The sequence below is a fragment of the Streptococcus sp. 2579 genome (genome assembly GCF_013277195.1).
Lineage (GTDB): Bacteria > Bacillota > Bacilli > Lactobacillales > Streptococcaceae > Streptococcus.
The window spans coordinates 75633-87088 of record NZ_VMMM01000007.1; the positions used below are offsets into that span (position 1 = coordinate 75633).

Annotated in this window: 22 protein-coding genes; all 22 read right to left on the reverse strand. The window is 41.3% G+C overall.

The features are described 5' to 3' along the window. Positions 1-242 precede the first annotated feature (242 nt). The 22 genes from secY to rpsJ all read right to left on the reverse strand — a co-directional run bounded on the left by secY (position 243) and on the right by rpsJ (position 11286). Positions 243-1553, reverse strand: a complete 1311-nt coding sequence (gene secY / locus HT725_RS04300) for a preprotein translocase subunit SecY (RefSeq protein ID WP_049511466.1) — start codon at positions 1551-1553, stop codon at positions 243-245. Between the two features lie 12 nt (positions 1554-1565). Beyond that, positions 1566-2006, reverse strand: a complete 441-nt coding sequence (gene rplO / locus HT725_RS04305; protein ID WP_000766090.1) for a 50S ribosomal protein L15 — start codon at positions 2004-2006, stop codon at positions 1566-1568. Positions 2007-2150: 144 nt separating this feature from the next. Next, a complete protein-coding gene (rpmD, locus tag HT725_RS04310; protein ID WP_000057241.1) occupies positions 2151-2333 on the reverse strand; it encodes a 50S ribosomal protein L30 in 183 nt (60 codons plus the stop codon). Between the two features lie 13 nt (positions 2334-2346). Next, positions 2347-2841, reverse strand: coding sequence for a 30S ribosomal protein S5 (gene rpsE, locus HT725_RS04315; protein WP_000874202.1), 495 nt, complete (start codon positions 2839-2841; stop codon positions 2347-2349). A 17-nt stretch (positions 2842-2858) separates the two neighbouring features. Next, positions 2859-3215, reverse strand: coding sequence for a 50S ribosomal protein L18 (gene rplR, locus HT725_RS04320; protein WP_000624044.1), 357 nt, complete (start codon positions 3213-3215; stop codon positions 2859-2861). Between the two features lie 83 nt (positions 3216-3298). Continuing rightward, a complete protein-coding gene (rplF, locus tag HT725_RS04325; RefSeq protein WP_000086626.1) occupies positions 3299-3835 on the reverse strand; it encodes a 50S ribosomal protein L6 in 537 nt (178 codons plus the stop codon). A gap of 187 nt (positions 3836-4022) precedes the next feature. Then, on the reverse strand, positions 4023-4421 hold the full coding sequence (rpsH, locus tag HT725_RS04330; RefSeq protein ID WP_000245504.1) for a 30S ribosomal protein S8: 399 nt from the start codon (positions 4419-4421) through the stop codon (positions 4023-4025). Positions 4422-4601: 180 nt separating this feature from the next. After that, positions 4602-4787, reverse strand: coding sequence for a type Z 30S ribosomal protein S14 (locus tag HT725_RS04335; RefSeq protein WP_001085697.1), 186 nt, complete (start codon positions 4785-4787; stop codon positions 4602-4604). A 17-nt stretch (positions 4788-4804) separates the two neighbouring features. Next, positions 4805-5347 (reverse strand): 50S ribosomal protein L5, encoded by a 543-nt coding sequence (gene rplE / locus HT725_RS04340; RefSeq protein WP_000013542.1) that lies wholly within the window; start codon positions 5345-5347, stop codon positions 4805-4807. A gap of 23 nt (positions 5348-5370) precedes the next feature. Continuing rightward, positions 5371-5676, reverse strand: a complete 306-nt coding sequence (gene rplX / locus HT725_RS04345; protein WP_000497691.1) for a 50S ribosomal protein L24 — start codon at positions 5674-5676, stop codon at positions 5371-5373. A 78-nt stretch (positions 5677-5754) separates the two neighbouring features. After that, positions 5755-6123, reverse strand: coding sequence for a 50S ribosomal protein L14 (gene rplN, locus HT725_RS04350; RefSeq protein WP_000616545.1), 369 nt, complete (start codon positions 6121-6123; stop codon positions 5755-5757). 25 nt (positions 6124-6148) lie between these two features. Continuing rightward, a complete protein-coding gene (rpsQ, locus tag HT725_RS04355) occupies positions 6149-6409 on the reverse strand; it encodes a 30S ribosomal protein S17 (RefSeq protein ID WP_000440801.1) in 261 nt (86 codons plus the stop codon). Between the two features lie 24 nt (positions 6410-6433). Continuing rightward, entirely contained in the window at positions 6434-6640 is a 207-nt protein-coding gene (rpmC, locus tag HT725_RS04360) for a 50S ribosomal protein L29 (RefSeq protein ID WP_000772918.1), read from the reverse strand. Between the two features lie 9 nt (positions 6641-6649). Continuing rightward, positions 6650-7063, reverse strand: coding sequence for a 50S ribosomal protein L16 (gene rplP, locus HT725_RS04365; RefSeq protein ID WP_000960946.1), 414 nt, complete (start codon positions 7061-7063; stop codon positions 6650-6652). Positions 7064-7066: 3 nt separating this feature from the next. Continuing rightward, on the reverse strand, positions 7067-7720 hold the full coding sequence (gene rpsC, locus HT725_RS04370; protein WP_000529936.1) for a 30S ribosomal protein S3: 654 nt from the start codon (positions 7718-7720) through the stop codon (positions 7067-7069). A 12-nt stretch (positions 7721-7732) separates the two neighbouring features. Continuing rightward, a complete protein-coding gene (gene rplV / locus HT725_RS04375) occupies positions 7733-8077 on the reverse strand; it encodes a 50S ribosomal protein L22 (RefSeq protein ID WP_000818137.1) in 345 nt (114 codons plus the stop codon). Between the two features lie 11 nt (positions 8078-8088). Further along, complete coding sequence (gene rpsS / locus HT725_RS04380) at positions 8089-8370, reverse strand: 30S ribosomal protein S19 (protein ID WP_000533766.1); 282 nt, start codon at positions 8368-8370, stop codon at positions 8089-8091. Positions 8371-8473: 103 nt separating this feature from the next. After that, a complete protein-coding gene (gene rplB / locus HT725_RS04385; protein ID WP_000512910.1) occupies positions 8474-9307 on the reverse strand; it encodes a 50S ribosomal protein L2 in 834 nt (277 codons plus the stop codon). 17 nt (positions 9308-9324) lie between these two features. After that, entirely contained in the window at positions 9325-9621 is a 297-nt protein-coding gene (locus tag HT725_RS04390) for a 50S ribosomal protein L23 (RefSeq protein WP_001055347.1), read from the reverse strand. After that, complete coding sequence (rplD, locus tag HT725_RS04395; RefSeq protein ID WP_000024539.1) at positions 9621-10244, reverse strand: 50S ribosomal protein L4; 624 nt, start codon at positions 10242-10244, stop codon at positions 9621-9623. Before rplD ends, HT725_RS04390 begins: the two co-directional genes overlap by 1 nt. Positions 10245-10268: 24 nt before the next feature. Next, on the reverse strand, positions 10269-10895 hold the full coding sequence (rplC, locus tag HT725_RS04400) for a 50S ribosomal protein L3 (protein WP_000160197.1): 627 nt from the start codon (positions 10893-10895) through the stop codon (positions 10269-10271). An 82-nt stretch (positions 10896-10977) separates the two neighbouring features. Further along, positions 10978-11286: a 30S ribosomal protein S10 gene (gene rpsJ / locus HT725_RS04405; RefSeq protein ID WP_001284513.1), complete on the reverse strand. Its 309-nt coding sequence runs from the start codon at positions 11284-11286 to the stop codon at positions 10978-10980. Between the last annotated feature and the right edge of the window lie 170 nt (positions 11287-11456).

Sequence of the window (11456 nt, forward strand, 5' to 3'; positions counted from 1 at the left end):
TTAAATAGAAGCAAAAAGTCTTTTCACCCCTATTTAAAAACAAAATAGAAGAGGGGAGACCAAACTCTCACAAATGTCAGAGTTTAAACCTCCACTCCCTCAGCATTTACTGCTTCATACTCAATGAAAATCAAAGAGCAAACTAGGAAGCTAGCCGCAGGTTGCTCAAAGCACTGCTTTGAGGTTGCAGATAAAGCTGACGTGGTTTGAATTTGATTTTCGAAGAGTATCAGTAAATACTTTTATTCTGTTCTATCCATGAAACCAACATACTTACGTTTCAATAGGTAACCTTCCAATTGCTTGATTCCTTCAATACCTGTAGAGATAATGATCAAAAGACTTGTTCCCCCAAAGGCAACAACATCAGAAAGACCAAATACATCTTTAGCTGCAATCGGCAAAATGGAAATCACACCAAGGAAGAGGGAACCAACCGTTGCAAGACGACGAAGAAGTTTAGACATATATTCCTCTGTACCTTTACCAGGACGAACTCCATGGATATAGGCACCGCTCTTTTGTAGGTTCTCTGCCGCTTTTTCAGGATTAATCTGTACAAACGTATAGAAGAATGTAAAGAGAATAATCAATAAAGCATACATGGCAATACCAGTTGGTGAAGTGGTTGCCAACATCTCTTGTGCTACCCTTACCCAAGCCCAATCATGACCTGTAGCGCTCAAAAATTGAAGAATCGCCGCAGGCGCTGCAGTAATCGAACTGGCAAAGATAACAGGGATAACTCCAGCAGGGTTTACCTTCAAAGGAAGATAAGAGCTAGATGGAGCACCTTGTGCAACCTTAGTATATTGGATTGGAATTTTGTATTCTGCTTGTTGAACATAAGTTGTAAAGTAAATAATCAACAATACAGTAATAATCAAAATGATTACGAAAATGATAGATGAAGTGATACGGCTACTTGGCACGTTCACAAAGTAGTCCACATAGATGCCCTGAATCATCTCTGGAATTGAGGCAACAATCCCGGCAAAGATAATCATGGAAACACCGTTTCCGTATCCCTTATCTGTAATTTGCTCACCCAACCAAGTGACAATCATACTACCAGCTGTTAAGATGATACCAATCGTCAGAAAAACTTGTGGAGTTAAAGCAGTTTTAATCAATTGAGCTCCAGCCAAGGTATTAAAACCAGCTGTAATCCCGATAGATTGCACAAAAGCGAGAACTAGAGCAATATAACGAGTAGCTTGATTCAATTTTCTTCGGCCTACTTCCCCTTGTTTTCCCCACTCTACAAACTTGGGTAAAATATCCATTTGCAAGAGTTGGACAACGATAGAAGCAGTGATATAGGGACTCACTCCTAGGGCAAAAATCGAAAAGTTTTTTAGGGCATTCCCCGACACCAAGCTCAACATGTTTAAGAAGGATAATCCACTTAAAGCATTCAAGCTATTGGCATTCACACCAGGAACTGTAATGCTAGTCCCGATACGAAAGACCAAAACGATAAAAATTGTAAATAAAATTTTTGATCGAACTTGCTTGACTTTAAGAGCTTCTCTTAATAATTTAAAAAACATAGGTCACCTCTCTTAGATGACTTCTACTGAACCACCTTTAGCAGTGATAGCTTCTTCAGCTGATTTAGAGAATTTAGCTGCTTTCACAGTCAATTTCTTAGTCAACTCACCGTTACCAAGAATTTTAATACCTGATTTTTCAGCTTTAACAATTCCTGATTCGATAAGAACAACTGGAGTAACCTCAGCACCATCTTCAAAGACGTTCAATTGGTCAAGGTTCACAATTGCGTATTCTTTAGCGTTGATGTTAGTGAATCCACGTTTTGGAAGACGACGGAACAATGGAGTTTGTCCACCTTCAAAACCAAGGCGAACTCCGCCACCGCTACGAGCTTTTTGACCTTTTTGACCACGACCAGATGTTTTACCGTTACCTGATGAAGTACCACGACCAACGCGGTTACGTACTTTACGAGAACCTTCTGCAGGTTTCAATTCATGAAGTTTCATTTTTATTTTCTCCTCTTTTGTAAAATGCTAGCGCCGATAAGGGAGAAAAGGTTGTCTCCCCCATCAACTCGCCTATACGACGTCATCATAGATGACTATATCTAGTTTTAGGGGATGGTATAGTGCACATCCCCTAAAAATTCATTAGTTTACTTCTTCAACTGTTACCAAGTGAGATACTGCTGTGATCATACCACGGATAGCAGCGTTGTCTTCTTTAATAACAGAGCTGTTCAATTTGCCAAGTCCAAGTGCTACAACAGTTTTACGTTGTGATGGAATGCGTCCGATTGGAGACTTAGTCAAAGTAATTTTAATTTGAGCCATTTTATCCCCTTTCTTATGCCAAATCAGAAACTGAAATACCACGAAGGGCAGCAACTTCTTCAGCGCGTTTCAATTGTTTCAAACCTTCAACAGTTGCACGAACAATGTTGATTGGAGTGTTAGAACCAAGTGATTTAGATGTAATATCTGCCACACCTGCCAATTCCACAACGGCACGAACTGCACCACCAGCGGCAACTCCAGAACCTTCTACAGCAGGTTTCAACAATACTTTAGCTCCACCGAATTCTGAAAGAACTTCGTGTGGGATTGTTGTTCCAACCATAGGAACTTCGATCAAGTTTTTCTTAGCATCATCTACTGCTTTACGGATTGCTTCTGGAACTTCTTGAGCTTTACCAGTACCAAATCCTACGCGACCGTTGTGGTCACCAACAACAACAAGAGCTGCGAAACGAAGACGACGTCCACCTTTAACAACTTTTGTAACACGGTTGACAGCAACTACGCGTTCTTCTAATTCAACTGCATTGTCTTTAAATGCCATTTTCTAGTGTCCTCCTATTAGAATTTCAATCCGTTTTCACGAGCTGCATCAGCCAAAGCTTTCACACGTCCGTGATATAGATATCCACCGCGGTCGAACACCACTTCTGAAATACCTTTAGCGTTTGCACGTTCTGCAACGAGTTTACCGACAGCAACGGCTTGTTCAGTTTTAGTTCCTTTTGAAACTTCTTTGTCAAGAGTTGAAGCACTTGCGAGCGTTACACCCGCTACGTCATCAATCACTTGAGCGTAGATGCCTGTATTAGAACGGAATACGTTCAAACGTGGGCGATCAGCAGTTCCAGAGAGTTTTCCGCGAACGCGACGGTGGCGTTTTTGGCGGAGTTTGTTTTTATCTGGTTTTGAAATCACAGTTTTCACCTCTTTAGTTTTAAATCGTGTGCTATGCACAAAGTTGGAAAATAGGTTGGTGGTTGAAAATCAACCACTCAACATTATTTACCTGTTTTACCTTCTTTACGGCGAACGAATTCACCAACGTAACGGATACCTTTACCTTTATATGGTTCTGGTGAACGAAGGCTACGTACGTAAGCAGCTGTTTGACCAACTACTTCTTTTGAAATTCCGCTAACAACGATTGTTGTTGGGTTTGGAAGTTCAAAAGTAATTCCTTCTGGAGCTTCAACTTCGTCTGGATGAGATTTACCAACAGCCAAAACAAGTTTAGATCCTTGAAGTTGTGCACGGTAACCAACCCCGCGCATTTCAAGTTCTTTCTTGAATCCTTCTGATACACCAACAACCATGTTGTTCAAAAGGGCACGAGTAGTTCCGTGGATAGTTTTCATTTCTTTTGAATCGTTTGGACGGTGAAGAGTTACTTCAGTACCTTCCACACGGATTTCAATATCTTTTGAGAACTCACGAGTAAGTTCTCCTTTAGGTCCTTTTACAGTTACAACGTTGTCATTGTTAGTGATTTCAACACCAGCAGGCAACACGATAACTTTATTACCAATACGTGACATGTTTATTTTCTCCTGTTAGATTGTCAGGCCAGAACGGCCAGTTTTCACGGGGTTAAATCGATTTCTCGATTTAAAGGAACATTTAGGTTTCAATTTCAAAGTGAATCTAGGCATCGTCTCGCAGGCATAACTTTGGGTTAGACAAGAGACGATAACGAAGAGTCACAAAGAAATTGGGAGCTAAATATTACCAAACGTAAGCGATAACCTCACCACCAACATTCTTTTGGCGTGCTTCTTTATCAGTAAGCAAACCTTCAGAAGTTGAAAGGATAGCAATTCCAAGTCCATTAAGAACTTTTGGAAGGTCTTCACGTTTTTTGTAGACACGAAGTCCTGGTTTAGAAACACGTTTCAAGTTAGTGATAACTTTCTCACCGTTTGGTCCGTATTTAAGGAATACACGGATGATGCCTTGTTTGTCATCTTCGATGATTTCAACGTTTTTTACAAAACCTTCGCGTTTAAGGATTTCAGCAATCCCTTTTTTGATGTTTGATGCAGGTACTTCAAGTACTTCGTGTTTAGCTTGGTTAGCGTTACGAATACGAGTTAGGAAGTCTGCGATTGGGTCAGTCATAACCATTTTGTTTTTCTCCTCTTACTAGTAGTTTGCAAGTTGCACTTGCTAGTTAATGATTGAGCTAGGCTCAGAATATGTTTCTAGGTTTCAATTCCTAAGTGAGTCTAGGCATCTGCTTGCAGGCATAACTTGAGTTAGGCAAAAGCAGATAACGACGAATCACGACGGGATTGAAAGTTAGAATTACCAAGATGCTTTTGTTACACCAGGGATTTGTCCTTTGTAAGCTAATTCACGGAAGCAAACACGGCAAAGTTTAAATTTGCGGTAAACTGAATGTGGACGACCACATTTTTCACAACGAGTATAAGCTTGAGTAGAGAACTTCGCTGGACGTTTGTTCTTAGCAATCATTGATTTTTTAGCCATTAGATTTACCTCCTATATTATTTTGCAAAAGGCATTCCAAGGCCTGTAAGCAATGCACGTGACTCTTCGTCAGTGTTAGCAGTTGTTACGATAACGATGTCAAGACCACGAGTTTTGTCAACGTCATCGAAGTTGATTTCTGGGAAGATCAATTGTTCTTTCACACCAAGTGTGTAGTTTCCGCGTCCGTCAAATGATTTTGTTGGAACACCGTGGAAGTCACGTACACGTGGAAGTGAAACTGAAACCAATTTATCCAAGAATTCGTACATACGTTCACCACGTAGGGTAACTTTTGCACCGATCGCAACACCTTCACGAAGACGGAAGCCGGCGATTGATTTTTTAGCTTTAGTGATAAGTGGTTTTTGACCTGAGATAAGTGCCAATTCTTCAGCAGCTTTTTCAAGGCTTTTAGCGTTTGATACAGCTTCACCAACACCCATGTTCAAAACGATCTTATCTACTTTAGGCACAGCCATCACTGATGAGTAGTTGAATTGTTCTGTCAAAGCAGGAACTACTTCATTAAGATATTTTTCTTTTAAACGATTTGCCATTATACTTCTCCTTTCCTTCGTGATTAATCAAGCACTTCGCCTGATTTTTTGTTGTAGCGAACTTTTTTACCGTCTACAAATTTGTAACCAACACGACCAGCTACACCATTTTTGTCCAATACTTGAACGTTTGATACGTGGATAGCTGCTTCTTTCTCGATGATACCACCTTGAGGAAGTTCGTTAGTTGGACGTTGGTGTTTCTTAACGATGTTAACACCTTCAACGATAACTTTGTTTACTTTTGGAAGGGCAGTAAGGACAACAGCTTCTGTTCCCTTATCTTTACCAGCGATTACGCGAACTTTGTCGCCTTTTTTTACAAACATTAGGTTTCTCCTTGATTTTTCTTACGCCCATAAGGGCACCCTGGAGGTAAATCCAGGGGACTAGTTTGTTTCTAAAAATTAAAGTACTTCTGGAGCAAGTGACACGATCTTCATGAAGCCACCTTCACGCAATTCACGTGCAACTGGGCCAAAGATACGTGTTCCGCGAGGAGTTTTGTCTTCACGGATGATAACTGCTGCGTTTTCGTCAAATTTGATGTATGAACCATCAGCACGACGAGCACCTGATTTAGTACGAACGATAACTGCTTTAACAACGTCACCTTTTTTAACCGCACCACCAGGAGTAGCTTGTTTTACAGATGCCACGATAACATCACCGATGTTTGCAAATTTACGTCCTGAACCACCAAGAACTTTGATAGTCAAGATTTCGCGAGCACCGCTGTTGTCTGCGACTTTCAAACGAGTTTCTGTTTGAATCATTTCAGTTTTCTCCTTTCAGGTTTGATTAGATGATGACCGCTTCTTCAACAACTTCTACAAGACGGAAACGTTTTGTAGCTGAAAGCGGACGAGTTTCCATGATACGTACGATATCGCCTTCTTTGGCAACATTGTTTTCATCATGAGCTTTGTATTTTTTAGAGTAGTTAATACGTTTACCATAGACTGGGTGGTTACGTTTTGTTTCAACTACAACTGTGATTGTCTTGTCCATTTTGTCAGATACAACACGTCCAACAAGAACTTTACGATTATTGCGTTCCATTGAAATTTCTCCTTCCCTAGTCTATTATTTCGCTTCAGATTGAACTGTTTTGATACGAGCGATTTGTTTTTTAACTTCTTTCAAGCGAGCTGTTTGTTCCAATTGACCAGTAGCAGCTTGGAAACGAAGTTCAAACAATTCTTTTTTCAATTCGTTTTCGCGCTTCGCGAGTTCTTCTTGAGAAAGACCACGAAGTTCTTTAACAAATTCTTTTACTTCATTAAGTTTCATGCCTTCTCCTTATTCTGCTTCACGTTTTACGAATTTACATTTAACTGGCAATTTGTGGCTAGCAAGACGAAGCGCTTCGCGAGCGATCTCTTCAGATACACCAGCGATTTCGAACATCACTTTACCACGTTTAACTGGTGCTACCCAACCTTCAGGTGCCCCTTTACCAGATCCCATACGCACACCGATAGCTTTAGCAGTGTATGATTTGTGTGGGAAGATTTTAATCCAAACTTTACCACCACGTTTCATGTAACGAGTCATGGCGATACGAGCAGCTTCGATTTGGCGGTTAGTGATCCAGTGGCTAGTTGTAGCTTGAAGACCGTATTCACCGAATGCTACTTCTTTTCCACCTTTTGCTTCACCGCGCATTTTTCCACGGAATTCACGACGGTGTTTAACACGTTTAGGTACTAACATTGGTTATTTACCTCCTTTAGTGTTTTTGCGAGCTGGAAGAACTTCACCACGGTAGATCCATACTTTAACACCAAGTTTACCGTATGTAGTATCTGCTTCTTCCCAAGCGTAATCGATATCTGCACGAAGTGTGTGAAGCGGAACAGTTCCTTCAGAGTATCCTTCAGCACGGGCGATATCTGCACCGTTCAAACGACCTGATACTTGAGTTTTGATTCCTTTAGCTCCAGCACGCATTGCACGTTGGATTGCTTGTTTTTGTGCACGACGGAAAGCAACACGTTGCTCCAATTGACGAGCAATACCTTCACCTACAAGGTGAGCATCCAAATCAGGTTGTTTGATTTCGATGATATTGATGTGTACTTGTTTTCCAGTCAATTTGTTAAGTTTTGCACGGAGTGCATCAACGTTTGCACCACCTTTACCGATAACCATACCTGGTTTAGCAGTGTGAAGTGAAACGTTAACTTTGTTTACTGCGCGTTCGATTTCGATAGTTGAAACTGCTGCGTCAGCAAGTTCTTTTTGAACGAATTTACGGATTGCAAGATCTTCATGAAGGTAATCCGCGTATTCTTTTTCAGCATACCATTTGGCATCCCAATCACGGATGATGCCGACACGCATACCAATTGGATGTACTTTTTGACCCACGATTTTACCTCCTTATTTTTCTGCAACAGCTACAGTGATGTGAGCTGTACGTTTGTTGATTGGTGAAGCTGAACCTTTCGCACGTGGACGGAAACGTTTCATAGTTGGTCCTTCGTTTGCGAATGCTTCAGATACTACCAAGTTAGCTTTATCCAAACCAAAGTTGTTTTCAGCGTTAGCTACAGCTGAGTTCAAAACTTTCAAGATGATTTCAGCAGCTTTGTTTGGAGTGAATGTCAAGATTGCGATTGCATCGGCTACGCTTTTACCACGGATGTTATCAAGAACAAGACGTGATTTACGAGGTGAAACACGTACTGTACGAGCCATTGCTTTAGCTGAAGTAATTTCTGCCATTTATGTTCTCCTTATTTTCTACGTGTTTTCTTGTCGTCTGCAGCGTGACCTTTGTAAGTACGAGTTGGTGCAAATTCACCAAGTTTGTGACCTACCATGTCTTCTTGGATGTAAACAGGTACGTGTTTACGTCCGTCATAAACTGCAATAGTGTAACCAATGAAACTTGGGAAGATCGTTGAACGACGTGACCAAGTTTTAATAACTTTTTTCTTTTCGTCGTTAGCTTGAGCTTCAACTTTTTTCATCAAATGCTCATCGACGAAAGGTCCTTTTTTAAGACTGCGTCCCATTTTTATATTTTCTCCTTTAAATGTTGTACCACAGCGGCTTGCGCTCCTATGGAGCGCTACCGAGCTGGCGGATTTACTAGTTGCTTAAGCGACTAGTTTAATATTATTTCTCGTTGCGACGACGAACGATAAGTTTGTCAGATTTCGCTTTCTTGTTACGAGTTTTAAGACCAAGAGCAGGTTTGCCCCATGGAGTAGATGGTGCTTTACGACCAACTGGTGCTTTACCTTCACCACCACCGTGTGGGTGATCGTTAGGGTTCATTACAGAACCACGAACTGTTGGGCGGATACCTTTCCAACGGCTACGTCCTGCTTTACCAAGGTTTACAAGTCCATGTTGTTCGTTTCCGACAACACCAACTGTAGCACGGCAAGTTCCAAGAATCATACGAACTTCACCTGATTGAAGACGAACAAGAACGTATTTACCTTCTTGACCCAATACTTGAGCAGATGCTCCAGCAGCACGTACCAATTCACCACCACGACCTGGTTTCAATTCGATGTTGTGGATCAAAGTACCAACTGGGATGTTAGCAAGTGGAAGAGCGTTTCCGACTTTGATATCTGCTTCTGGACCTGAAACGATACGTTGACCTACTTCAAGACCTTTTGGAGCGATGATGTATGCTTTCACACCGTCAGTGTAGTGTACAAGAGCGATGTTTGCAGAACGGTTTGGATCGTACTCGATTGTTTTAACAACCGCTTCAACGTTGTCTTTGTTACGTTTGAAGTCAACCAAACGGTAGAAGCGTTTGTGTCCACCACCTTGGTGACGAACAGTGATACGACCGTTGTTGTTACGACCAGCCTTGCTCTTCAATGCAACAAGCAATGATTTTTCAGGAGTGCTTGTTGTGATTTCAGCGAAATCCAAAGAAGTCATATTACGGCGACCGTTTGTTGTTGGTTTATAAACACGAATTCCCACGATATTTCCTCCTTAGATTATTCAGCTTCAGCAGCAAACAACTCGATTGCTTTAGAATCAGCTGTAAGTGTGATGATAGCTTTTTTAGTTTTGTTAGTAAAACCAGTGTAACGTCCAACACGTTTAGCTTTTGGTTTTACGTTGATTGTGTTAACGTTGGCAACTTTAACACCTTCGAAAGCAGCTTCAACAGCTTGCTTGATCAAAAGTTTGTGTGCACGAGTGTCAACTTCAAATACATATTTTCCTGCTTCAAGTTGAGCCATTGAGCTTTCAGTGATGACAGGTTTTTTGATAACATCATACAAATTCATTATGCAAGAACCTCCTCGATTTTAGAGATAGCTGCTTGTGTGACAAGAAGTTTGTCGCTATTTGCGATGTCAAGAACACTTGCAGTTGTAGCAGTTGCAACTTTCACGTTTGGAAGGTTACGAGCTGAAAGAGCTGCGAATTCATTTCCTTCTTCAAGGATAACAAGAACTTTAGAATCGATGCTCAATGCTGCAAGAACTTTTGCAAATTCAGCAGTTTTTGGAGCTGTAAATTCAAGAGAATCAACGGCTACAAATTTGTTTTCAGCAACTTTTTCAGAGTAAACTGATTTAAGAGCTAGGCGACGCACTTTTTGTGGAAGTTTGTAGCCGTATGAACGTGGAGTTGGTCCGAAGACAACACCACCACCACGCCATTGTGGTGAGCGGATAGAACCTTGACGAGCACGTCCAGTTCCTTTTTGACGCCATGGTTTGCGTCCACCACCTGATACTGCAGAGCGGTTTTTAACAGCGTGTGTTCCTTGGCGAAGGCTTGCGCGTTGGCTGATGATCACATCAAACACAACTGATTCATTTGGTTCGATACCAAATACTGCATCGTTAAGAACAACTTGGCCAGCTTCTTTACCAGTTTGGTCAAATAATGTTACGTTTGCCATTGTGACTGATTTCCCCTTTCTTTATTATTTACCAGCTTTAACTGCTGATTTGATAGTGATAAGAGATTTCTTAGCACCTGGTACGTTACCTTTGATAAGGATAACGTTCTTTTCTGGAACAACTTGTACAACTTCAAGGTTTTGAATTGTTACGCGGTCGCCACCCATACGTCCTGCAAGGTTTTTACCTTTGAATACGCGGTTAGGTGCAACAGGTCCCATAGAACCTGGACGACGGTGGTAACGAGAACCGTGAGCCATTGGTCCACGTGATTGTCCGTGGCGTTTGATAACACCTTGGAAACCTTTACCTTTAGAAGTACCAGTTACGTCAACAACGTCTCCAGCTGCGAATGTTTCAACTGTGATTTCAGCACCAACTTCCAAGCCTTCAACGTTTTTGAATTCACGAATGAAGCGCTTAGGAGCCGTGTTAGCTTTCGCTACATGTCCTTTAGCAGGTTTGTTGCTCAATACTTCGCGTTTGTCATCGAAACCAACTTGGATAGCGTTGTATCCGTCTGTTTCAACAGTTTTAACTTGAAGAACAACGTTTGGAGTTGCTTCAATAACTGTTACAGGGATCAATTCGCCAGCTTCAGTGAAGATTTGAGTCATTCCCACTTTTTTCCCTAAGATTCCTTTTGTCATGAGAAAATAGTTCCTTTTCTATATTTTTTATTCAAAAAGTTTTTAACGAGCGTTTTTTATGCTCAAGGTATCAAGCTTTAGATTAAAGTTTGATTTCTACGTTTACACCACTTGGAAGATCCAATTTCATCAAAGCATCAACTGTTTTTTGAGTTGGATTAACGATATCGATCAAACGTTTGTGTGTACGCATTTCAAATTGTTCGCGAGAGTCTTTATATTTGTGAGTCGCACGAATGATTGTGTAGAGGCTACGTTCAGTTGGAAGTGGGATTGGACCCGCAACTTGTGCACCTGTACGAGTAGCTGATTCTACGATTTTTGCAGCCGCTGTGTCAAGCGTACGGTGTTCGTAAGCTTTCAAACGGATACGGATTTTTTTGTTTGCCATCTTTTTCTCCTTTTCGTCTATTTAAGATAATAGGCTAGCTCCACAAGAAAACCGACGCGGTGTTGCGTGGCAATGCAACCGAGCGTGTCGCAACCTCTTGCATCAAAGCTAAGGCTGTAATTTACAGCACCATAATAGAATAACACAAAGCCCCTGCGATTGCAAGGGAT

Excerpts from the sequence above, each read along its gene's own strand:
- HT725_RS04390 (WP_001055347.1), bottom strand. The coding sequence starts at position 9,621 with ATGAATTTGTATGATGTTATCAAAAAACCTGTCATCACTGAAAGCTCA.
- secY (WP_049511466.1), bottom strand. The coding sequence starts at position 1,553 with ATGTTTTTTAAATTATTAAGAGAAGCTCTTAAAGTCAAGCAAGTTCGA.
- rplF (WP_000086626.1), bottom strand. The coding sequence starts at position 3,835 with ATGTCACGTATTGGTAATAAAGTTATCGTGTTGCCTGCTGGTGTTGAA.
- rpmC (WP_000772918.1), bottom strand. The coding sequence starts at position 6,640 with ATGAAACTTAATGAAGTAAAAGAATTTGTTAAAGAACTTCGTGGTCTT.
- rplX (WP_000497691.1), bottom strand. The coding sequence starts at position 5,676 with ATGTTTGTAAAAAAAGGCGACAAAGTTCGCGTAATCGCTGGTAAAGAT.
- rplO (WP_000766090.1), bottom strand. The coding sequence starts at position 2,006 with ATGAAACTTCATGAATTGAAACCTGCAGAAGGTTCTCGTAAAGTACGT.
- rpsE (WP_000874202.1), bottom strand. The coding sequence starts at position 2,841 with ATGGCATTTAAAGACAATGCAGTTGAATTAGAAGAACGCGTAGTTGCT.
- rplD (WP_000024539.1), bottom strand. The coding sequence starts at position 10,244 with ATGGCAAACGTAACATTATTTGACCAAACTGGTAAAGAAGCTGGCCAA.
- rpsQ (WP_000440801.1), bottom strand. The coding sequence starts at position 6,409 with ATGGAACGCAATAATCGTAAAGTTCTTGTTGGACGTGTTGTATCTGAC.
- rplE (WP_000013542.1), bottom strand. The coding sequence starts at position 5,347 with ATGGCAAATCGTTTAAAAGAAAAATATCTTAATGAAGTAGTTCCTGCT.
- rpmD (WP_000057241.1), bottom strand. The coding sequence starts at position 2,333 with ATGGCTCAAATTAAAATTACTTTGACTAAGTCTCCAATCGGACGCATT.
- rplN (WP_000616545.1), bottom strand. The coding sequence starts at position 6,123 with ATGATTCAAACAGAAACTCGTTTGAAAGTCGCAGACAACAGCGGTGCT.
- rplC (WP_000160197.1), bottom strand. The coding sequence starts at position 10,895 with ATGACAAAAGGAATCTTAGGGAAAAAAGTGGGAATGACTCAAATCTTC.
- rpsS (WP_000533766.1), bottom strand. The coding sequence starts at position 8,370 with ATGGGACGCAGTCTTAAAAAAGGACCTTTCGTCGATGAGCATTTGATG.
- rpsJ (WP_001284513.1), bottom strand. The coding sequence starts at position 11,286 with ATGGCAAACAAAAAAATCCGTATCCGTTTGAAAGCTTACGAACACCGT.
- rplV (WP_000818137.1), bottom strand. The coding sequence starts at position 8,077 with ATGGCAGAAATTACTTCAGCTAAAGCAATGGCTCGTACAGTACGTGTT.
- rpsH (WP_000245504.1), bottom strand. The coding sequence starts at position 4,421 with ATGGTTATGACTGACCCAATCGCAGACTTCCTAACTCGTATTCGTAAC.
- HT725_RS04335 (WP_001085697.1), bottom strand. The coding sequence starts at position 4,787 with ATGGCTAAAAAATCAATGATTGCTAAGAACAAACGTCCAGCGAAGTTC.
- rplP (WP_000960946.1), bottom strand. The coding sequence starts at position 7,063 with ATGTTAGTACCTAAACGTGTTAAACACCGTCGTGAATTCCGTGGAAAA.